General features: G+C 62.0%; 20 protein-coding genes. 13 read left to right on the top strand and 7 right to left on the bottom strand.

Annotated elements, in window-relative coordinates:
- Positions 1-23 precede the first annotated feature (23 nt).
- Together AC50YC_RS01995 and AC50YC_RS01990 are read right to left on the bottom strand one after the other, a co-directional pair.
- Positions 24-683 (bottom strand): NAD(P)-dependent oxidoreductase, encoded by a 660-nt coding sequence (locus tag AC50YC_RS01995; RefSeq protein ID WP_494951969.1) that lies wholly within the window; start codon positions 681-683, stop codon positions 24-26.
- 280 nt (positions 684-963) lie between these two features.
- Positions 964-2,106, bottom strand: coding sequence for a tyrosine-type recombinase/integrase (locus tag AC50YC_RS01990; protein ID WP_494951968.1), 1,143 nt, complete (start codon positions 2,104-2,106; stop codon positions 964-966).
- A 315-nt stretch (positions 2,107-2,421) separates the two neighbouring features.
- Between AC50YC_RS01990 and AC50YC_RS01985 the strand changes: the two genes are divergently transcribed.
- The 4 genes from AC50YC_RS01985 to AC50YC_RS01970 all read left to right on the top strand — a co-directional run bounded on the left by AC50YC_RS01985 (position 2,422) and on the right by AC50YC_RS01970 (position 6,303).
- Entirely contained in the window at positions 2,422-2,598 is a 177-nt protein-coding gene (locus tag AC50YC_RS01985) for a hypothetical protein (RefSeq protein WP_494951967.1), read from the top strand.
- 230 nt (positions 2,599-2,828) lie between these two features.
- Complete coding sequence (locus AC50YC_RS01980) at positions 2,829-3,221, top strand: hypothetical protein (protein ID WP_494951966.1); 393 nt, start codon at positions 2,829-2,831, stop codon at positions 3,219-3,221.
- Entirely contained in the window at positions 3,218-3,559 is a 342-nt protein-coding gene (locus AC50YC_RS01975; protein ID WP_494951965.1) for a helix-turn-helix domain-containing protein, read from the top strand. The genes AC50YC_RS01980 and AC50YC_RS01975 overlap by 4 nt, the downstream gene beginning before the upstream one ends.
- A gap of 2,567 nt (positions 3,560-6,126) precedes the next feature.
- Positions 6,127-6,303 carry a hypothetical protein gene (locus AC50YC_RS01970; RefSeq protein ID WP_494951964.1) on the top strand — a complete coding sequence of 59 codons (177 nt, stop codon included), beginning with the start codon at positions 6,127-6,129 and terminating at the stop codon, positions 6,301-6,303.
- 797 nt (positions 6,304-7,100) lie between these two features.
- Here the strand turns inward: AC50YC_RS01970 and AC50YC_RS01965 are convergent.
- Positions 7,101-8,276 carry an RNA-guided endonuclease InsQ/TnpB family protein gene (locus AC50YC_RS01965; protein WP_494951963.1) on the bottom strand — a complete coding sequence of 392 codons (1,176 nt, stop codon included), beginning with the start codon at positions 8,274-8,276 and terminating at the stop codon, positions 7,101-7,103.
- Positions 8,277-8,396: 120 nt separating this feature from the next.
- Between AC50YC_RS01965 and AC50YC_RS01960 the strand changes: the two genes are divergently transcribed.
- Entirely contained in the window at positions 8,397-8,708 is a 312-nt protein-coding gene (locus AC50YC_RS01960) for a helix-turn-helix domain-containing protein (protein ID WP_494951962.1), read from the top strand.
- A 175-nt stretch (positions 8,709-8,883) separates the two neighbouring features.
- Here the strand turns inward: AC50YC_RS01960 and AC50YC_RS01955 are convergent, their stop codons facing one another.
- Positions 8,884-9,825 carry a hypothetical protein gene (locus tag AC50YC_RS01955; RefSeq protein WP_494951961.1) on the bottom strand — a complete coding sequence of 314 codons (942 nt, stop codon included), beginning with the start codon at positions 9,823-9,825 and terminating at the stop codon, positions 8,884-8,886.
- Positions 9,826-10,612: 787 nt separating this feature from the next.
- Between AC50YC_RS01955 and AC50YC_RS01950 the strand changes: the two genes are divergently transcribed.
- Positions 10,613-10,969, top strand: a complete 357-nt coding sequence (locus AC50YC_RS01950; RefSeq protein ID WP_494951960.1) for a helicase associated domain-containing protein — start codon at positions 10,613-10,615, stop codon at positions 10,967-10,969.
- A 293-nt stretch (positions 10,970-11,262) separates the two neighbouring features.
- Here AC50YC_RS01950 and AC50YC_RS01945 read toward each other — a convergent pair whose 3' ends face one another.
- Positions 11,263-12,387: an EcsC family protein gene (locus AC50YC_RS01945; RefSeq protein WP_494951959.1), complete on the bottom strand. Its 1,125-nt coding sequence runs from the start codon at positions 12,385-12,387 to the stop codon at positions 11,263-11,265.
- Between the two features lie 442 nt (positions 12,388-12,829).
- Between AC50YC_RS01945 and AC50YC_RS01940 the strand changes: the two genes are divergently transcribed.
- Genes AC50YC_RS01940 through AC50YC_RS01930 form a run of 3 tightly spaced genes read left to right on the top strand, consistent with a single transcriptional unit; the run spans position 12,830 to position 14,990 of the window.
- Positions 12,830-13,261 carry a LexA family protein gene (locus tag AC50YC_RS01940; RefSeq protein WP_494951958.1) on the top strand — a complete coding sequence of 144 codons (432 nt, stop codon included), beginning with the start codon at positions 12,830-12,832 and terminating at the stop codon, positions 13,259-13,261.
- 47 nt (positions 13,262-13,308) lie between these two features.
- The gene (locus tag AC50YC_RS01935; protein WP_494951957.1) at positions 13,309-14,607 is read left to right on the top strand and encodes a Y-family DNA polymerase; all 1,299 of its coding nucleotides are present in this window, start codon (positions 13,309-13,311) and stop codon (positions 14,605-14,607) included.
- A 44-nt stretch (positions 14,608-14,651) separates the two neighbouring features.
- Complete coding sequence (locus AC50YC_RS01930) at positions 14,652-14,990, top strand: hypothetical protein (RefSeq protein ID WP_494951956.1); 339 nt, start codon at positions 14,652-14,654, stop codon at positions 14,988-14,990.
- Positions 14,991-15,075: 85 nt separating this feature from the next.
- Here the strand turns inward: AC50YC_RS01930 and AC50YC_RS01925 are convergent, their stop codons facing one another.
- On the bottom strand, positions 15,076-15,237 hold the full coding sequence (locus AC50YC_RS01925; protein ID WP_494951955.1) for a hypothetical protein: 162 nt from the start codon (positions 15,235-15,237) through the stop codon (positions 15,076-15,078).
- A 261-nt stretch (positions 15,238-15,498) separates the two neighbouring features.
- On the opposite strand from AC50YC_RS01925, the gene AC50YC_RS01920 reads away from it, so the two are divergent.
- From AC50YC_RS01920 to AC50YC_RS01905, 4 genes are all read left to right on the top strand, one after another.
- Entirely contained in the window at positions 15,499-15,663 is a 165-nt protein-coding gene (locus AC50YC_RS01920) for a hypothetical protein (protein ID WP_494951954.1), read from the top strand.
- Between the two features lie 156 nt (positions 15,664-15,819).
- Complete coding sequence (locus AC50YC_RS01915) at positions 15,820-16,416, top strand: restriction endonuclease (RefSeq protein ID WP_494951953.1); 597 nt, start codon at positions 15,820-15,822, stop codon at positions 16,414-16,416.
- Between the two features lie 674 nt (positions 16,417-17,090).
- The gene (locus tag AC50YC_RS01910) at positions 17,091-17,363 is read left to right on the top strand and encodes a hypothetical protein (protein ID WP_494951952.1); all 273 of its coding nucleotides are present in this window, start codon (positions 17,091-17,093) and stop codon (positions 17,361-17,363) included.
- 140 nt (positions 17,364-17,503) lie between these two features.
- Positions 17,504-18,556: an RES domain-containing protein gene (locus AC50YC_RS01905; RefSeq protein WP_494951951.1), complete on the top strand. Its 1,053-nt coding sequence runs from the start codon at positions 17,504-17,506 to the stop codon at positions 18,554-18,556.
- Between the two features lie 362 nt (positions 18,557-18,918).
- On the opposite strand, the gene AC50YC_RS01900 is transcribed toward AC50YC_RS01905, so the two are convergent.
- Positions 18,919-19,737, bottom strand: coding sequence for a hypothetical protein (locus AC50YC_RS01900; protein WP_494951950.1), 819 nt, complete (start codon positions 19,735-19,737; stop codon positions 18,919-18,921).
- Positions 19,738-20,123: the final 386 nt, after the last annotated feature.

Here is a 20,123-nt window from a genome sequence, read left to right as displayed (position 1 = left end):
AGCCGCGCGTTCCCGCTGGCCAGTCAGCTCACAGGTTCCAGGGCGGCCGCCAGGGGCAGGGTGCCGTCCCGGAATTCGATGGTGCGCCCGACGGTGGAGGGCAGTCCCAGTACTGCCGCCGCGACGAGGGCCACGTTGGCACGGGCCGTTTCCTGGCCTCCGGAGTTGTCCGCCGGGTTGACATCGATCAGGCCATTGCCGGGCCCGTCAGTGAGCGCTCCGGGGCCCAGGATGGTCCAGTCCAGGTCCGTGCCGCGCAGGTACGCGTCCGCGGCGGCCTTGGCCTCGGCGTACGCGAAGAAGCTGTTGTCCTCGGGGACGCCGTGATCCGGCCCGGCGCCGAGGTAGGAGACCATGATGTACCGCCCGACGCCGGCCCCGGCCGCCGCGTCCATCGACCGGATGGCGGCATCCCGGTCCACCGCATAGGTCCGCTCGGGGCTTCCGCCGCCGGCACCGGCCGACCAGACCACGGCGTCCTGGTTCCTGAGCGCCTCGGCGATCTCCGCCGTCGTCGAATGTTCAACGTCCAGGACAGCAGGAGTGGCGCCCGTTGCCGCGACTTCCTCCCGGTGGTCCGGGTTGCGGATGAACGACGTCACGTCCATCCCCTCCCCGGAGAGGATGCGGGACAGTTCCAGAGCCACTTTGCCGTGGCCGCCAATGATTGCGATTCGCGTCATGGACCCATTCTGTCCCACAACCCCGCCGTTGCCCTATCACTTAACGCGGCCAAAAGGCCTGTTTAGGCACCCAAAGTGATAGCGCAACGGCGGTTAAAACAAAAAGACCCCGCAGGCTGCGCCTGAAGGGTCATTCTGTAGCGGCGGGGAGGCTCGATCTCCCGACCTCACGATTATGAGTCGGCCAGTGAATCCTTGCTGCTAAAGGGATTCTGGACGCATAAGCAGCCATTTAACAGCCACTAGCTTTATGGGTCCCTACCGGCAGCCACTCTAGGAACTAGACCCTGGCAGGGCTCAGCAACGCGTCAACAGCCCTGGCTGAGGCGTGGGCGTCGTCTGCGAACAGCTGTGCATAGACATCCAACGTAGTCACAGCCGAACTGTGGCCGGCAATCTGCTGGACCACTTTCACATGCGCACCGGCGCTTATCGCCAAAGAAACGGCCGTCCGTCGCAGGTCGTGAAAAACAATCCTCGGAAAGTTGGGATCTGCGGCACGGCATCTGGCGACGGCCGGATGGAAGGTTCGGCGGGCGAAATTGGACGCCCGCAGCGCCTTACCTGACGGAGATGCGAACACGTAACCACCATCGTGCGACCGTTCCAAATGACTTTCCAGCAGCGCCGCCACAGATCTTGGAATCGGAACTGTGCGGGGCTTGCGGGCTTTGGTTGTTTCCCTGAACTCCAGACGCCCGTCCACGGGAACCAAGGTTGTCCGAACGATTACCTGCGGCCTTTCACCAAATGTCAGAGCACCGGGCAACAGGCCCGAGATTTCCGACCACCGCAGGCCCGTCGTGCCAGCGAACAGGATCAGGAGTCTGTACACATCGTGTGATGAGTCCGCGTACCGTCCACCAGCTGCAGCCTGTTCGGCGAACGCCTGGAGTTGCTCAACCGTTAGCGCGGCGGGCTCCCGGACCGGCTCAGGTTGCGGGACATGATTGATCGTCGCGTTGCGGGCCGGATTAGCAGGCAGGTAGCCACTACCCACTGCATACTCGAGCATCCGCCCCAACTGCCGGTACGATCGCTGCCGTGCGTCGTTGGTGGCAAACGTATTTAGCCAGTCATTGATGACTGTGAGCGTTATGGTGGCGAGAGTTCGGTGCTCAAGCTGCGGCCTCATGTGTGACTCGTAAACCCGCTTGTACCCTGCCACCGTGACGGGCGACGCAGGACGCGCACCCCTGGCGCCCACCATTGCAACGTGGGCTATCCACTCTTCGTACAGATCATGAAACCGGATCTTGCCCCCCTTGCGGGTATCCATGAGGGTGCCGCCGGCCTTTGCCGTGTTGATCTGCAGCTCGTGCGCCTGCGCTTCCGCCTTCGTCCTGAAGCGCCTATATCGGCGTTTGCCATCGACACGGTAGTCGTGCTCGTACTTCCCGCCGGGAAGCTTGTTGATTGCCATGCCGCAACACTAGCCAATAAGTCGTGCATTCGCGAGCCAAATAACGGTGGGAAGCTCCACACAATGGTCATAACAGGCCTTCTCCAAGGTCCTCTGCAGATCCCGGACCGCCGGGGTCTGTTCAAAGCCCGACCCAGGGGAAGCGATCCTCCTTCCTGGTTCCGTTTCACCTGACGCAATAACCGCTGCCCTCTTTATTCACGCAACACGCATCTCGTCGCCGGTCCCTCTTTTCGACCGACGGCCCTACCAGCTGGAGATTTTTTGTCCGTTATCCCCATTCACGTCAAAGCCACTGTCGAAAAGGCACAGCAGATGTCCCAGTCCCTGTACATGGATCGCCGTACGACGGCGGCATTCATGGGCGTGAGCGAGAAGTTTCTTGCCACCCACCTGACCGACGGTCCCAGGCGCCTGCGTGTCGGATCCAAAATTGTCTACCGCCTCTCCGATGTCGAGGAATGGATGCGACAGCAGGAAATCACCCGCTAGAAGAAACCAAGCGGCCAAGCTTGCTGGCCACGCGCCACATTCACTATGGCGGCGCCGGTCCCAAAAACGCATATAAAGAGGCCAATACCGCTCCCCAGCGGCCGTACGCCAGACCAATCCCCGCCACCAATGGTGGCTAGTACTCCATCCGCTCGATCATCGCGCTTCATCCCGACAGGCCTATCCCTACCTTTGTCGCGCCCATTTTGACCCAACAAATGGAGGTACCCATGATCCCACTGACCGGACCGCCGGCTGAGGCCGGTCCTGCGCCGCAGTCAACCGAGCCGCCGAATGCCGAATACCGTGGCGGCAACAAGTCCCCGTTCGCCGCAGCGAACCCCTATCTGGACCGCTGGCTCGAAGCCGTCGACTGCGACGGCAGCCTGCCGCCTGATGCGCCCGGGGTGGCAAGTGTGATGGCCCGTTCCGTCGGCATCGGCCGCGTGGCCTTCACCGACTGGCAACGGATCAATGCCGCGCTCGGGCGCCACAGGAGGGATCTCTCCGTGCTCGAGACCATGTCAGAACTCTCGTTGGAGGGATACATCGACCGCAACATCGACGACCGGTTCGGCCGGAACTACGGGTGGTCGCTTCATATTCCGGAGGGAGACCTGTGAACGAAGTCCTGAGTCGGCCGGCGCGTCCTTTGCAGTACGCCAAGGCCATTGCGGAATCCGGCCTTCCTTCGGGCGTCCGCGCCACCTGCTGGGCACTCAGCACCTTTGCTGACAATGACACGGGAAGGGCGTGGCCTTCCGTGAAAAGGCTTGCGGCGGCTACAGGGCTGTCGGAGGCCGTGGTTTCCAAGCACACCGGGACGGCGGAGTTGAAGGGTTACCTGCGCAAGGATCGGCGGAGCAATACGTCGATCATGTACACGATCACGATTCCTGCCGTGGACGATACCGGGACGCACAGCCCCGCCGAGGATGCGCCGGGACCGCCACCGTGGTGATGGACTTCGTCGACGATTTCGAAGCCGGACGTCAGCAAGTTGGCTCCTGAATCCCAGCCTTCAGCAACCGCGGGGTACCCATGGAAAGTCGCTCTGTGGGTCCCCCCGGAAATTCGCCCCTGGACCCTCGACAAAGTCGGCGCCTAACTACCCCAACTTCTACCTCAATTCGATCTACCTTACGGTTTCGACGCCCCCAAAAGGGCGGCGAAGCCATCGCCGACAATGTCGGGGCCTAACTACCCCATTAATGACCGGTGTTCTACCTCCGTACGCCTGGATCTCCGAGTCCATTGGTGACCCATGACGGGACGGAGACGGGATGACCTTGCCTCGGGGCAGGGTCATCCCTTCCCGCAGCAAGGCAGGACGAGACCACACCATCCCTGACCAACCATTCCGTGGTCAAGGAAGCTATGACCCTTGCCCTTGAGGGGCAGGGTCACCGGGCAGGTGTGGCACCGCTCAGCAACCGGAATATTGATCCGGCTGTCCAGGGGAGCGGAGCGCCGCGCAGCCCGAAGGGCGGAGCAAGCTCCGCGTAACTCAACGATTTGCTGCGGTGGCCGCCGCTATTTACAACCACTCACACACAAAGGGGAAAACTGTGACCAAATCCAAGTCCCGGACCGCCAATGATTCTGTGGAAACGCTTCGGCAGGCTAGGTCCTTTGACGCCAATAAGCGCCACTATCAGGGTCTGGGCCTCTGCGGCCGTTGTGCCGCCCAGGCAGCCTGGGGCCACCAGCAGGGGTTCTCCCAGGTCAATCCGCCGTGCCTCACGTGCCAGCCGCACGTCGACACTTTCCCGGTAGCAGAGCCGAATCAGTGGCGTTCCAACTCCCCTCGCCGCGGGGCTAAGTTCTCCTGGTCGGCCTGACCCGCAGTGGGCCCGTAGCGGCCCTGAGCAAGGAATTTCTGACAACGGTACTCGTGCACGGCACCAGCGCGCGGCCTCGTCTGACTGTGTCATCAAATGCGCTCGTAGGGCGCCCCCGTAGTCACTAGCGAAACGAACAAGACGAGCCGGACTCTTCGCATGACGGGGATGAATACTGCCACCACCGTCCGGGATGAACCAGCCGTATCACGGCGGGCAGCTTCCTAAGGGGCCGTCCTCAGTAACTGAAGATCAGATTTGCTGCCGTCCTCAGTGGCGGTGTTACCACTACCAATTTCTCCGCGCCGCAGTGGCGCATGCCATCTTCCTTCCAAACAGGGTCCATGTGCGGCCCTGTGCTGATCGCCGCCCACTAATCATCGGAGATTTACTTGTCAGATACGTCCGTCGCAGCCACCACAGCTGCAGCTAGGGAGGCAGAAAGTATTATCCGCTCCTGGTATGTGCAACGCTGCGCAATGGCCGCAATGGCGAAACCCACGGTCCCGTCCTGGACTATGGCGGCATACCGGGAGGCAGTCGACAAGTCATTGCTGAAGACACCAGTTAAGAACACGTTGCATGCGGTGGCGGACAACTCCGACGGCAGGCAAACGACCATTGACAGGGCGGGCCTGTGTCTCCTCACCGGGAAACGGGATGTGAGTACCATCACCGAGCACTTCAAAAGGGCTCGCGCCGCGGGTCTCTTGAAGAGTGAAGCGAGGTTCGATAAGAGCTCAGTCCACACGTTGCTCATCCCAGGGGCCGATGAAGTGCAACCGGGACGTCCTTTGACCGGGCATTCCTGGACTGCCGAGGAATCTGCATGGTGGGACAGCCTCGACCCGGAGTGCTGGACCCCTCCTCCCTGGCAACCTTGGCAGGGCGAAGTGCCGCCATTCTAAAAATCCCACTCTAAATAAAGAGAGCTATAGCCGGAAGGCTTGCGAACTTTATTGCCGCTGCCGGCATCAGGGCTGTGGCCCGGTTCGCCCTGATGCCAAAATCTTCCTCTGGACGATCGAATGACACGACGGCCGTGTGGTCGCATGGGCGACCACGGCGCTTCCGGTTTGATTCGGCACGGTTGCCCACCAAGGGCAACCCGCATGCGGACGTGTTGCGACGTCCTCGACACGTCAAGTGTCGCGGACGTGGACGGATTCGGTTCCTGACCTGTCGGCCTTGTGGGCCGACGGGTCGCCAAAGGAGTGAGCCAGATGCAGCCGGGGCGTCGTTCGCCCCGGCAGACATGATGGGGTAATAAATCATATTTAATCGCTTCTAAACCCGTACGCGCCCCTAGGCGCTATGACCGCCGGGCGGGACGGCAGGACGCGTGGGGGGTCACCCCCACCCGTCCATAGGGGTTGACCTACGGTCCAATGACAGGAGCTGCCAACCGCTCACAGCCAATTTGGTCCAGTACCGGGCAGGCCCCCAGCCTGCCCGGCTAGCGTCCCGACCGGGCCGCCGTCCAGGTGCCGACGTTGACTATTTCAACGTCGATATCACCTACGTCATTGTCGCTGAATAGCGTCCGTCCAAGGCGGTGGTCCGGTGGTCGTCTCGCGGGACCTCGGACGCCTGATCTGCTTCACGGGCACCTTTGCACCGCCCAGTGCGCGTCGTACGACACGGGCGTATCCTTCAGGCAATCCAACGTTCACGGGATGGTGATCGGATGCAGCGCACAACGGTAGTCCTCGCCCTTCGCTGGCTATGGGTGGCCCTGATGGCTGTCCTGCTGGTGCTGGTGGTCACGAACTCCATCGGAGGCATCGCCATGGTCCTATATGGGTGTGTGGTGCTGGCGGTGGCCATCGCAGATATGGCCATCAGAGGCCGACTGACGGAGTGACGGCACTAACCACACAACTGCAGGGCCATCCCCAAAGGGTGGCCTGCTTGTATAGGGAATGAACCGGATGGCGGACTGGCCGGAGGACCGGCCGTAACCGCAGGACCAGACGTCCGGAGACTTTGTGTTGCGCCGAGCAGATGGAAAGCTACCGGGATCATTTGCTCCGCAGTCCCTCGAAGAAAAAGTCGGATGGATCGGCGCAGTCTGCATTCGGTCGCCGCCAGCAAATCGCGACCTTCGTTGCCTTTGGGGCCGGGCCAGGCGGGATCGCTCGAGCAGCCCTCGGGGTGACGGGTACGTCGTCTCGTGGCAAGAGATGCAGGTGGGCCCGCGGCGCCATCGCGACGATGGAGAGCCGTAGGGGAGCCATGACTCCCGGCGCATCATCGCGAGAGACGCAGGTGTCCGAGCAGGTCCGAGGGTGATTGGGGCAGGCGCTTCGACATGGTCGACGACTACGCGACCGGGGCTGGGGCACCCCTCACAGGCCCTGCGTTGCTCAATTTTGACGCTGCCAAGCGGGTGGCTGTATCTCAAGGGCGTGGAGGCCCGTGCCGTCGATTTGGCGCCAACCACCAAGGGACTAGGTGCTGGCCCGGGCCGCCTGCCCGCGCTTCCGCGGCGTCACCGGCGCCCTTGTCCGGGATGTCTACGCTGGTCCCGTTGGGGCCAGGGCTGACCATCTGCTGAAAATCCGGTGGTTATACATCTGTGACCATGTCCGCTGCTGGGGAGAGCAAGAATTTCTTGGTGTGTGACCACTCCCCAAGGTGCGGGCTTCTCGTGATACGGCTTTAGGCCGTGTCCCGCAGGACCAGCCCGGCCCTACGTATGTTTTTCGCCGCATTGACGTCCGCGTCATTCTCGTGCCCGCACGAAAGGCAGATGAATTCCTTGCCGTTCCGATTGGCCACGTCGCGGTGCCCGCATTCACTGCAGGTTTGGGAAGTGTAGGCAGGGTTGACCCGAATAAACTGGCGTCCGGCGCTTTCAGCCTTGGCGCTGATCATGTTCAGGAATACTCCCCAGCCTGCATCGAGGATGGACCGGTTGAGTCCGGCCTTGGCGCTCCTTCCGTTGGGTTCATAGCCGCCGGACCCGTCGGGCCGGGGCGCTGGGCGCCGGACCATGCCGGCGGTGTTGAGGGCCTCGGCCACGATGACGTCGTTGCCCTCCACGAGGCGACGTGCCGTCTTGTGGAGGTAGTCGTGCCGCTGGTTGCGGATCTTTCGCTGCACGTCGGCGACTCGCTCCCGAGCCTTCCGCCAGCGGTTTGATCCCCGCTTCGTGCGGGCCAGGGCCCGGTTGGCCTCAGCCAGCCGGGGCAGTGAAGCCTTGCCGTAGGCCGGGTTGTCGATCCGCTCCCCCAGGGACGTATAGGCCAGGCCATTGGGTCCCGTGGCCAAGTCGATGCCAATGACGGCGCCGGTGGGCGGGAGCGGGGCTGGCAGGTCCTGCTCGGCCGTCAGGAGGACAAACCAGCGCCGCCCCTCCCGCTTGACTGACACCGTCTTAACACGGCCCATGACCTCGCGGTGCTGCTTGACCCTGACGTGCCCGACGCCCTTGAAGTAGGCCCGAGTCTGCGTAGCGTGCGAATCCCACTTGGCGCCGTCCCCGTTGCGGTGGTCCACGGTATGGAACTGGCCGGCCTGCTTGAACCGCGGGTAGCCCGGCGTCTCTCCGGCCTTGACCCGCCGGAAGAAGGCCTGAAAGGCCTTCTCCAGCCTACGGAGTGTCTGGGTCTGGGCGGCGTAGGACCAGCGTGCCTCTGAAGGATTGTTCGTCCTCCGGGCCGTCAACTGGGCAGACTGGCAAGGGAAGCTGACCCTGGTTTTGGAGTGCCCCCACGCCTCCCTGCGTTCCTGCAGGGCGTCGTTGTAAAGGGACCGGTGGTCATCCAGCATCGCCACGAGCACGTCCAACTGCTTCGAGGTCGGGTACGCGCGGAACTTGTACGCCCGGATCATGGCATCCGGTGGCGGGTTTCCATAGTCCGCACCGACTTTCTCGCAACGAGATGGACCCTATTAGATGCATGTATCACTAGTAGAGCAGACAAGACTGACAATGTCAGTTGACATGGATAAATGCCCACCCGCCCGCACCAGTCCTCCGAGGAGCAGACACTCCGGTGGGCTGACCGCAGGTCGATGGTCGGTGCTCGGATACGCGAACTCCGACTCGGCCAGGGCCTGTCCCAGGAGGCTCTGGCCCTGGAGTCCGGGTTGAGCCGGAATATGATCATCGGCATCGAGTGGGGCAAGAAGAGTGTGGCTTACGAGCGACTTTGGGATATCGCCGACGTGCTTGATGTGCCGGTTACTGAGCTGCTGCTCCCGCCAGGCGCGGCTGCAAAGAACAGGCCGTACCGGGGCGGTCGGCGACCCATGGGCGGGTAGCCCGCGGCGGAAGCTGTGAACCGTCGCCTTGGCAGGCGTCTATCAGCACAATGTAGGAGGCATCGGTGCCGGCATGAATGTCGCCATCATCATGTTTAGGAGCCGTAACCAGCCACCCAGTTATATTGCTATTTCAAGTGAATTGGGCGTCGCTGCGCGGCTCCCCCACCCACGCCTACGGCGTGGTGTCCAAAGAGACAAGAGCCCTGATGTGTGAGGGGGCAGCTCCAGTCGGACTGAGTAAACGCGCGGCCATCCTGCCCTTGTCCGTGAGGACCACAAACTCCGGTCGGTGGCCACCCTTGGGAGGACGCCCGCGAGGGTGCCGTCCTGTTCGCTCAACTAGGCCCGCGTTCATGAGGGCGCTTGTGAATGGCGCCTGTTCCGCGCTGGTGAACACCATGCCCGGTAGGACGTCGAGCTGAAGACTGATCTTTTCGTCCGTGGCGAATCTGTTGATTTGTCCGATTGAGATCGGGTCCAGAGTCCGAAGGATGTCGTACGCATCCAGCATCTCATCCATCTCCTCAGGATCCGGCCACAAGTCCAACTCAGACGGCTCCCAGTACCCGTCGTCGTCCTCCATGTCATCCACGTCAGGGAATCGCGAAGAGGCAGATCGATTGACCGGCTGGGCACCATGCGCTTGCGACCTCAGGATCCCAACCGCATCCCCGAAGTCGAGCGGAGAATCCGATTCCTTACTCTGGATACTCGCTCGTCGCAGGTTCCCTGTGAGTTCTTTGACGACCTCGCCATACTGGTCCCGAAGAAGTTGGTCAGAATTCGCCACCGTCGTACCAATGCGGGCAAGGGAAGCCTGAGTGGCGGCATTGACCTCCAAAGCTTGCCTGCGGGTCTCGGAAGAATCAGCTACCTGAGCAACATAGACAATTAGTTGGGCACCGAATGCAATGACGGCAAGTGCTAGCGCAGTAGTGGCAAGTGAGTCAGCACCGACACTTGTGGCGATCGTGATAAGCGAGATCAGGAGACCCATCATCACAAGTGCTGACAGCACTGCAACCGTGCGCCAGGTGATTCTCAGGTGTGTTCCCTGTGGAGCGGGAGATTCCATCTCCTGTGCTTGATCAATCGCGTCTGCTGGCATCGTCATAGGGGAAGTCTATTGCCCAAACGAAAGCAGAATTCCTACTTCCAGGCTGGCGGTGCACTTACGACTTGTGGCATTGGCGGCCATGGAGATGGTGCAACTCAGAAGACACTCGATAATTTCCTAAGGTTTCATACGCGTGTAGCAGGAATCCCGCCTACGGTTTGGGTCCGTGCACCACGGATTGCATTTCGGTGTTGGAATCATTTCATCCCCCAACCCATTGTTCATGAACCTGGATTACTGACTGTACGGTCCCTTGCACCGCCTTGCCGTGCAGCGATTTGGGTCGTCTGGCCCCTGGTATGCGTCCTGTAGTGAAAATCGCCCTGGATGCCGTAACCCACATGCTGACCCGTGGTAGGTCTGCGGTGACCGCGACGCCTGGCCCCACCGCCCGGCGACGACGGCACCAGCGGGACGCCAGAGAACGCAGCAGTAGACCGGTGTTGGCTGCACTCCCAACCCGGCGGCCATGGCAGGACGGGTCCATTATGGACAGGCGTTTGCGGCGCGCTCCTGACTCGGAATGGGTGCTGATGTACCGGCTCGGACTGAGCCGGAAACGCATCGCTGCCCTCGTGCGCGTTCCGCCCGCGGCCGTCGGCTACCACTTGGTGATCGCCCGCCGCCAGGATCCGGGACTCGAGGCCGAGCACCAGACTGCCGCTGGCGCCGTACCCGTTCCTTGCCCCTCGCCCAAGGATCTTGCCCGCATGGAAGAGTCGCCTGGGTTTCGGCCGAAGGCCGGTTCCCTGAAGGCCGTTCCGGCGACCGGGACGAAAGGTCGATGGCGCGCTGGCTGTCCGGTCGCCGGCGCGAAGCCGCCGAGGGCACCCTGGACCCGGCCTACAGCGACGGTCTTGCCCGGGCGCCCGGGTGGCTGGAAAACCGCAGGGAAGCGGCGGACGAAGCCCGCTGGCGCCAGCGCTTGGACGAGCTCGTGGAGTTCAGGAGGGAAGGCAACGACTGGCCGCGCCACCACGACTATGAATCAGAGCGCGAACACGCGCTGGGCGTGTGGATCCACACCCAGCGGTACAAACGCCACCGTCGCGAACTCGACCCCGTCAAGATCAAGCTCCTCGACGATGCAGTTCCGGGTTGGCGGGCCGGGAGAACCCGGGGTTGCCCACGCCGGCGGTGACCCGAAGGCCGCGCCCTCCCGGCAGCCGTGCGGGCAGGACGTCACGCCTGCGAGTACCCTGAGAGTGGTTCTCCAGCCCCCCCAGCTTGGAGAACCGGAGCCTCCGCGCTTGAGTCCTGGACTCGCGCGGAGGCTTTCCTTATACGCCGGACAGAAACCGCGCGTGGGCACGAGAGTTATCCCACCGGGATAGGCGTCCATCGGGGACACCGTCAGCTACCGGGCCGCGGACATATTAGGCGGCCCGGCAGTCGCGACTCGGTGAATGCTTTGTTGGTGTGAACTGCCTCAGGTCAGTGGAGGACGGGTCCACCCGCCACGGCGAGCTCGCTGATCACGCTGATCGCCTCGTCAACTTCGTCCGCGCTGTCCTGGTCGACATTAGGAAACAGTCCGGGCGCTTCCTCGTCGCCAAGGTGTGGGTACTTCTCTAGGAGGAACCGCCGCCGGTACGCTGTGTTGGCGGCGTCAACGATCCCCTCCAAGGTGGTCCAGTTGAGGGTGCCTCCAACGAGGATCCCGGCTACGGGTACGACTTTGCCGAGCCCTTGCTTGGTAAGGCGAACGCCGAATGCCCTGGCGAACTGTTTCGAGACCTGAGCGACGATTGACTGGTCCAGAATCTCCCAGGTTTTTTTGCGGACGAGTGCTTGGGTGAGCCGCGAGATGTCGGCCATTGCGGCGGACTTCGCGCCGGCTGATATAGCCGTTCCGGCATTGACGACTGACATGATGAAGAGCTTCTCGGCGGGCTCTTCCGGATCGTAGCCGTAGAGCAGCGATACCTCGCCGACGCAGCGGGAACCGAGTGCCAGAACGAATGCGGCGTCGCCAACGAAAGCGCCGGCGATTACTGCGCCCGAAGGCGCCGCCGCGACTCCGCCGGTGAGGGGGATGGCGAGTTCTCCTCCGGAGATCGCGAGCCCTGCAGCTGCTCCCGAGGCTGCCGCGGCTATCGGGTAGCCCCAGCTCGCTCCCCGTCCACGGACAGCGTCGATCTGCTCGAGGTCGAGGCGTCGCAGGTCGGGAAGTGATGCAACGTCGTGTCCGCGTTTCCTGTGCTTTTTCACGACCTGTTTGGGTGAGAGTCCCGCCCGTGAGGCCCGTGCCACCGTCTGCCGCATCGACGCAAAAGCAGCGCCGCTCCAGTTGGCCATGCCGTCGGGTATGGCATCGGCGGCCTTGCGGGCCCCGGTGCCTATTGTCTGAGCGCCCTTGGCGACCATTTCCTGCCCATGCGAAACGGCGGCGTGGGCTCCTGGGCGTTCTTCCAAGTACTTCGACGCACGTTTGCCGAGTTCCGCAGCGCCGCTGGCCACTTGCTCGCCGGCGTCCCTCATCACTCGAGAGAGGGGGCGGCCCTGGAACCATTGGACGTTGCGCCATGCATCGAGCTCATAGGCCGAGGGTTCAGTCATGCCGCCATTGTGCCCCACGATCACGTGTGAAGGACTCCGACACGTGATTGGCCCCGAGCGCTTGAGCACGGGCGGCTCGGCTTCGAAGCTGCGCTGGGCTTAGGCCGTCGATGCGGACGGCGGCATGCGGTGCCCGCCCTTACGGCGTGGATGGCCCCTTCAATTCGACGTAGTAGTCCGGCATTAGCCCGTCTGCGCGCACAGTGTGGCGGGCGCTTACGAGCTTGCTCTAGCCGACCATGTCCATGAGCGGGCGGCGGCGATCTCGTGGGCGAGGGCGCGGAGGGTCGAGTTTCGTGCACGCTGGGAACGTAGACACCTGGGTTTGAGCCGCTCGAAGAGTGTGGCGGGATACGGCGGGCGCCAGGCGCCGGTGATGGTTCTTTTGTCGCCCCCTACAGCTATAGTTTAAATCGAACATATATTCGAATAGGGGCGTGTTGTGGGCGTTGTTGTTGGTCCCCGTGTGATAGATGCGGGCGCATCGTTGTTGTCGGTGCTGATCTCTCCGGTCGCTGTTGCGGCCGGATATCCCTCGCCGGCGCAGGACTACTTCGATGGCCGAATCGACCTGAACGAGCACCTGATCAAAGACATCACCAGTACCTATGTCGTGCGGGTGTCCGGGGAATCGATGGAAGGCGCCGGCATCAGCGACGGCGATGAGCTGATCGTCAACCGGGCCCTGGAACCGGTGGACGGGTCCGTGGTCGTCGCGGTCCTGGACGGCGAACTGACCATCAAACGGCTGCGGATCACCGGAACCGGGGTCGTACTGCAGGCAGAGAACCCGGCCTACCCGGACATCCGGGTCCCGTCCTTATCCGATCTCGTCATCTGGGGCGTCGCGACCCGGTGCCTTCACCATGTTTAAGATGCGCTATTGCGTTAAACGGGAACGTTGCCGGCAGGGGGCAAGCAATGTCTAAGCCAGCTCTCATGCGGCATCAGCCGCAGATCGCGCACGTGGATGTGAACTGCTTCTATGCCTCAGCCGAGCGGGCGTTCGACCCGTCCCTGGAGGGCCGGCCCGTCATCGTGCTCTCCAATAACGACGGCTGCGCCGTCACCCGCTCCCCCGAAGCCAAGGCCCTCGGCATCGCCATGGGTGAGCCGTGGTTCAAACTCGCCCCTCGGGCCAAGGAATGGGGACTCGTTGCCCTCTCGAGCAACTACGAGCTCTACGGGGACATCAGCGCCCGCGTGATGGAACTTCTCGGCCGGTACTCCGCCTGGCTGGAGGTCTACAGCATCGACGAGGCGTTCCTCGGCGTCAAAGGCAACCCGGACGAACTCCTGGCCCTGGGCCGGGACATGAAAGCCACCGTGCGGCGCAATGTCGGCGTCCCGGTCTGCGTCGGGATCGCACCCACGAAGACGCTGGCGAAGCTGGCCAACAAATGGGCCAAGAACAACCCGGCCTTCGACGGCGTCTGCCACTGGGACTCCGTCCCCGCCGCCGAGCGGGAAGGGCTGATGCGCCGCCTGTCCGTGATCGAGATCTGGGGTGTCGCCACCCGGCTGACCAAACGCCTCAATGCCCTGGGCATCCATTCCATCCTTGATCTGTCCCGCGCGGACCCGGTCATGATCCGGGACCGCTTCTCCGTCGTCATGATGCGCACCGTCCTGGAACTGCAGGGCACCCCCTGCATCCCGATGGAGGAAGAGCGGATCGGCCGGGACCAGCTCATCTTCTCCCGCTCCTTCGCCACCCCCATCACCACCGCCGGCGGGATCCGGCAGGTCATGAGCGTCTACGGCCAGCAGGCCTCAGCACGGCTGGCCAAACACGGGCTCCAGGCCAAGGTCCTCACCGCGTTCGCCGGCACCTCCCACTTCAACCCGAAAGACACCTCCTACCCCTCGGTCTGCGTCCCGCTGCCCATTCCCACCGCCGACCCGGTCATCCTGACCAAGGCCGCGCACGCACTCTTGCCCCGCATCTGCGAGGGCATCAGGTACGCCAGGGCCGGGATCATGGTCACCGACCTGCGCCCCAGCGGCAACCAGGCACCCCTGGCCCTGTTCGAAAACCCGCACGAGGAACGCCACGTCGGAACCCTCCTGGAAGACATCACCCGCCGCTACGGGCGCGGCTCCATCGGCCTGGGCCACGGCGGCATCCGCGGCGGACCGGACTGGACCATGAAACGGGACATGCTCTCCCCCCGCTACACCACCCACTGGGACGAACTCCCCCTCGTCAAAGCCGCCTAACCAAACTTCACCCGCACGACAGCACCACGAAAGAACGTACCCCCATGACCAGCACCATCGAAGCCCCAGCCCAGACCAACGATCTTCAGGTCCGGACCGACCCGGCAGGTAAACCCCTCGCCATCCGCCACGAAGGACGGATCTGGCTGGTCGATCCCGACACGGACTCCCAGCACTGGTACGGACGCGACGCCTGGTGGGACACCCGGCGCACAGCAGCCGTCGGCAGCGGCGACCTGGTCAGCACCGAATTCTGGCGGGTACAGGTCCGCTCCGGTAACCATTCAGCCCTTTGGACCGCGACGCTCCGCCGGGAACCGCTCTCCACCCAGTGGCTCCTGGTCAGCATCAGCGACGCCGACGAAACAGCGGAAGAGGAGTGAACGGCCATCCCATCAACGACCAGACGTGGCAGCGATTAGGACGGAATTCACGCTGCCGATCCTGCAGCAGGCACGGCGCAGGCTCTCAGAGCTCATGGAAGACCCCGAACCCGTGATGCAGCAGCCCGTCCGCGTCTTCATCGACGACGGCACTTTCAGCCTCGGATTCCAGTTCCTCCCCGGCGGACAGCTCCACCCGACCGTCATAGAGCTTTTCCGGAGGGCGATGGGACTGAATTTCCCCCATAACTACTTCACAGTCTGGATGGTCAGCCCTTCCAGAGACCTTGCGGGCTCCCGTCCCGTTGACCACCTCAAAGCCGGCCCCGCTCCCTCACTGCACGCGCTGGAATCCTTCCGGTGGCATCAGAACTGGCCCTTGACTGCCCTGGCGGGGTGCGCAGCTTTGGCCTACGGGACTCATCTATGAAAGCCCGGATGTGGCGGCCCTCGCCATGACGCGGCTCGCCGCCGAAGAATCCGGCCTGGAGGCACGCATGCTCGCATTTTGAACGACCTGGAACGACGCAACGGGACTGCCTACCTGCAGCTGGTGGCCATCACACTCGCCCGGGAGCATTTCAAATCCCTGGACGACTTCGCCCGGGCTACGGGGGCAGATTCAACAGCGTTGCTCGACGCCGCCGAAGCAGACGCTACTGGGGACCGCTAGGTGCCAGTGGGCGGGAAGCATACGGATGGGGCTGTGAGTGAATCGCCGGCAACCAATATGCTGAGCCTATGAGGTCCCGTAGAACCGGTAGCAATTTGCCCATTAGGGTGCCGTCGACGCGCTCAGGTGCCCGAACTATCTATCGAAGCAATTGAGATGAAGACACCTGCACTGCGGCAGATCACGTCCTGGGAAGCAGCAGAATCGAATGCCCGGGACTGGATGCGAGCTTGGGGATTCACGGATGCCCAGCTGACGCTTCCCGGCGCAGACGCTGGACTCGACATACGGTCGCGAGAAGCCGTGGCGCAGGTGAAGTATGAGGCCCGCGACGTCGGTCGACCTTACCTTCAGCTTCTGGTTGGAGCTCGCGGCCGTCACGTGGGGGCTCTCATGCTCTTCTTCACGGGTTCTAAGTACACGGAACAGGCCATTGCATACGCAAACGAAATGGATATCGCCCTATTCCACTACAGGCTGGACGGTTCCATGCAAGCGATGAACAAGCCAGCGGCAGACTTGATTACGAGAGCAGAAAAGACTTCCGAGCCGTCTGTGTCCCACGACGTATCGCCCCGCGCCGCCCATCCTTCCATCCTTACCGCTGGTTCTTCACTTCTTGCGCTGGCCTCACTGATGATCGTCGGCCAGCTCTTCCTGCCGGGCAACCAACGACCGCTTACGGGTGCGGCCCTGGTATTACTGGCACTTGGCGCTTTTGCGCTCTATTGGTCAAAGAGGTCTACCCCTTAGTCCAATAAACCGGAAGCGGCACGACACCAGACGTCGCGGTAAGACAGAGACTCAGATGTTCCCCGACCAATTCTCACGACCCGTCAGTTATAGGGTCTGGATGCAAGCCTGGCCGCCACCGCCAGGACTGTGACAGCCGCCCCGTCATCTTATTCTGGTCAGCTTAACGACGTAATTTCTCGACTGATATTCCAGACCGTCAGTGCATGATGGCAGGATTCGGGCATGAAAACTGATAGGCCTCGGAAGAATCAGATCTATCAGCTACAATACGCCGGACGAGATCAGCAACGACTTCATACGCCCTCCCTGGAACTGGTCCGCCGCCGACTCTCCGATTGATGGAAGACCCTGAGCCGGTCATGCGCCAGCTCGTCCCTGTCTTCATTGACGACGGGACCTTCTGCCCGGGATTCCTGTACCTCCCCGGCGGGCAGCTCCGCCCGCAGGTCGTTGAGCTTTTTCAGCGGGCGATGGAACTGGACATCCCGCACAACTACTTCCGCACAACTACTTCACCGTCTGGATGGTCACGCCGTCCGGAGACATTGCGGGGACCCGCCCGGTTGATCATCTCAAGGCCGACGTCGCTACCCTGCTTCCCGCGCTGGAATTCTTCCGCTGGCGCTAGCACCGGCTCTTGACCGCGCCATCGGGATGGGTAGCGTTGGCCCGTGGGACTCATCTACGACAACCCGGACCTGGCGGTCCTCACGTTGACGCGGCTCGCCGCGGAAGAATCCGAAGGCCCGGGCGCTCTAGAGTGGCTCATGCGTGAATACCTCTGCGACCTGGAACAACGCAACGGCACCGCCTACCTCCAGCTGGTCGCCATCACCCTTGCCCGTGTCCACTTCAAATCCCTGGACGATCTGGCCCGGGCAACCGGGGAAAACTCAACAACACTGCTGGACGCCGCCGAGATGGACGCACTTGAGGCCATGTAGGTACCGGCAGAAAGAAAATAAGCAAGCATCATTTTTGGGACGCGCCTGCCGCTCGGCGAGTAGTAGGATGGCTCGCTAAGCTAGGGCCCCACCTTCACTTCGTGGATGCGGGGCCCACTCCTCTATAAGAAGGACCACGTGTGCCTGAAGACATCCGCATCATCCCGATGGGAGGCGAAACGACTCCAGATTTCCAAGTCCATCAAGCTACAGCCCGGCTGGAGTTAATCGAAGCCATCCGTCGCTCCGGCGATCCCAGCCTGCTCGGAGATTGGAGCGAACAGGTCATTCATAAAGAGCCCGCACAAACGAACAGCCCACCGAACGGCAAGATAACACTCGACGTCCGCGAATATCTGGACGCTTTCGATGTCCGTCAGCTATTGGAGAAGATAGCGGCCTTCCAAGCGGAAATCGACGTTGCCGCATCGTCCGATGAGATCCGCAACCGGCTGCTCACGATCCTGTATCCTCCTGGGTTTCGCTCGATATCATTGCCAATAACTGCGGTTACAGTGCCTGCCTTGAGGGCACCGCTTTACCGGGTGCGAGCAAACATTAGTGACCCGTTTGAAGTACGGTCCGTGGCCGGCGTCTGGGCCCGTCCCGATGGCGGTGCGGCCGGCAGAGTCAACCGCGCAGGACAGCGCATCCTATACTTGGCCGCGGAGACCGCTCACCTCGCCATGGTCGAAGCCAAGCCAAGGGACGGCGACTATGTGGCGGTCAGTCAGTTCATTGCCACAGAACCGATCGTCGTGATCGATATCCGGGCCATGAGGGCACAAGCAAAACTCTCCGTGCGGCAGCAGCGCAAGCTGTCGATCCTGGCCGGATTCTTCAACTCGGTGTTCAACTATTCCGGGCACGACCCAGACAATCCCCGCTACGAAGCTGCGCAAATTATCGCACTCGAGTTTCATTTCCTCCCTGTTGAAGCCACGGGGTGGGGATACAAGTCTGCACTCATCGACTCACCATTCGCATTCAACCTTGCCCTCGATGCCGATCGAGCCAAACACATGCTTCGGCTGACTAACACTCAGATATTCCAGTACAAGGCTGGCGCGACTCCCCAACTCATTCCGCACTCGTCCCTGATACCGGCGGAACCGAATGTCGAGCCCGAAACAGCGCTAATTCCCGGCCGTACAATCCAATTCCGCTGGGACCGACCTCCCCAGCCCCGCTAACGTGGGCCCAAGCGGACCCTCACCACAAGCTGACTCGCTGCTCTGGCTGCGGTTCGCGTTATCGCATACGAAGGATTTCGAGGAGGCTTCGAATCCACAATCCTTCGTTGCGCTTTCACCCCCGGCGGAGGAGTGCAGCATCGGCGATCGGACCCTGCGCGCCGTTGATACTCGAGCTCTGCGGCTAATGGGCTTGACTGCCCATGCCCCCTAGCGTCGCAACAGAAAGGGTTCACGCATCAACATTTCCGGCAGCCCATGGTATGCCAATTTTTCCGGCTTGGATTCCTGGATCTCCGTCGAGCGCCCCAGGCTGGGCTTCCCGTCAACGGGCAACCTCCGGAACGTGTTTTTCGCCTGATCTAAGGCACCAAGCCGCGAATCCTCGATATCTTGCCACCATCACGCGACGTTCTTTGCCACGTCCTACCGTTGCGGTCTACAAACGTAATGCCTAGTAGCTTCGTGCGCCCAAAGGGGTCTGTGGCATCAGAACTCCTGTGGTCCCAGTCAAGCATCCACTCAGACCATTCCGATGAGAAATCGAATGAAACGCTACGGCATTTTCCGGGAAGGACCGTGCCCAAGGTGAATAGGTTCGACTCCGGAATGGCCGGCGCGGGAGGTTCGATCACCGACCACTTTCCAAGTCTCCGGCCGTATTCGTCATCGTGTTCTAGATCGGTTTCCCAGAATTCGATGTTGGACAGAGTCACGCCATCAGTCAAGGAGTCATTGGGTACGAAAACTTGCACTTCCCGGAAAGGGTGCTCGGAGAAGTTCTGCACGAGAATCCGTGCCCCAGAAGCCTCTGCGCTATATCCCCACTCATCGCTCTCCCGAGGAAAGGCCCTAGTATCCGGGCGCAGTTTGATGGCGTCCTCAGCCTCCTTGGCCTCCAAGAAATCCATTTCCAACCGTCGATCACGGCGTTCTTCAAGCTGGGCTTCAGAGGTGGACTTCAGAGTCCTGGCAGCGTAGACAACAGCAAGGATCGTTCCGACTGCACCGAGGCACGTCCCCCATGCTGACCAATCATCGGCGCTCTTGGGCCAGAAGTATCGAGACGTGGGAAGGGTGAACCATCTGAAAGAGCCGAGGAATAGCGCCACCCCAAACGCAATCAGCAACCCAACTACTAGGCGCCGGTCATGCCACCACGGCTTTTTCTCTATAGACATAATTCTGTAAAGGATAGATGCTACGCGGATCTTGAACGACCGCATCACGTCGGGAGGCAGAACTCACGGGCCTTTGGCGTCGACTTCTGTGCAAGTCCGTCGGCGGCCTTGGTGTCGAGCGATTGCCCAGGAGACACAGAAGCCCAGGCACACAACAAGGATGTCTGGCTGATGGCGACGGATGAGTCCACGAAGGACACGACAAACGCAATTGCTTCCATACCACCTTGTGTGCGGCAGTAGCCCTACGCACGGTTTCCGATCATACAGAATAGGGACGGTTCCTGACTCACTCCGACAGTTCATCGATGTTTGTGAGTTTCCGTAGTCGGCTGCACCAAGGGGCGGGGCCGTCAGTTCGTTGTCTTGAGTACTGGCAGAGGGTT

Source organism: Pseudarthrobacter sp. MDT1-56, assembly GCF_059383555.1.
The sequence above is the reverse complement of the archived record's forward strand: the minus strand, read 5'-3'. Positions and strand labels throughout refer to the sequence as shown.

What these genes read in the sequence shown, in the direction of transcription:
- AC50YC_RS01995 (WP_494951969.1), bottom strand. Translation starts at nt 683, where the DNA reads ATGACGCGAATCGCAATCATTGGCGGCCACGGCAAAGTGGCTCTGGAA.
- AC50YC_RS01945 (WP_494951959.1), bottom strand. Translation starts at nt 12,387, where the DNA reads ATGACTGAACCCTCGGCCTATGAGCTCGATGCATGGCGCAACGTCCAA.
- AC50YC_RS01950 (WP_494951960.1), top strand. Translation starts at nt 10,613, where the DNA reads ATGGCGCGCTGGCTGTCCGGTCGCCGGCGCGAAGCCGCCGAGGGCACC.
- AC50YC_RS01930 (WP_494951956.1), top strand. Translation starts at nt 14,652, where the DNA reads ATGACCAGCACCATCGAAGCCCCAGCCCAGACCAACGATCTTCAGGTC.
- AC50YC_RS01990 (WP_494951968.1), bottom strand. Translation starts at nt 2,106, where the DNA reads ATGGCAATCAACAAGCTTCCCGGCGGGAAGTACGAGCACGACTACCGT.
- AC50YC_RS01900 (WP_494951950.1), bottom strand. Translation starts at nt 19,737, where the DNA reads ATGTCTATAGAGAAAAAGCCGTGGTGGCATGACCGGCGCCTAGTAGTT.
- AC50YC_RS01955 (WP_494951961.1), bottom strand. Translation starts at nt 9,825, where the DNA reads ATGACGATGCCAGCAGACGCGATTGATCAAGCACAGGAGATGGAATCT.
- AC50YC_RS01985 (WP_494951967.1), top strand. Translation starts at nt 2,422, where the DNA reads ATGTCCCAGTCCCTGTACATGGATCGCCGTACGACGGCGGCATTCATG.
- AC50YC_RS01915 (WP_494951953.1), top strand. Translation starts at nt 15,820, where the DNA reads ATGAAGACACCTGCACTGCGGCAGATCACGTCCTGGGAAGCAGCAGAA.
- AC50YC_RS01965 (WP_494951963.1), bottom strand. Translation starts at nt 8,276, where the DNA reads ATGATCCGGGCGTACAAGTTCCGCGCGTACCCGACCTCGAAGCAGTTG.
- AC50YC_RS01970 (WP_494951964.1), top strand. Translation starts at nt 6,127, where the DNA reads ATGCAGCGCACAACGGTAGTCCTCGCCCTTCGCTGGCTATGGGTGGCC.
- AC50YC_RS01925 (WP_494951955.1), bottom strand. Translation starts at nt 15,237, where the DNA reads ATGGGGGAAATTCAGTCCCATCGCCCTCCGGAAAAGCTCTATGACGGT.
- AC50YC_RS01980 (WP_494951966.1), top strand. Translation starts at nt 2,829, where the DNA reads ATGATCCCACTGACCGGACCGCCGGCTGAGGCCGGTCCTGCGCCGCAG.
- AC50YC_RS01960 (WP_494951962.1), top strand. Translation starts at nt 8,397, where the DNA reads ATGCCCACCCGCCCGCACCAGTCCTCCGAGGAGCAGACACTCCGGTGG.
- AC50YC_RS01935 (WP_494951957.1), top strand. Translation starts at nt 13,309, where the DNA reads ATGTCTAAGCCAGCTCTCATGCGGCATCAGCCGCAGATCGCGCACGTG.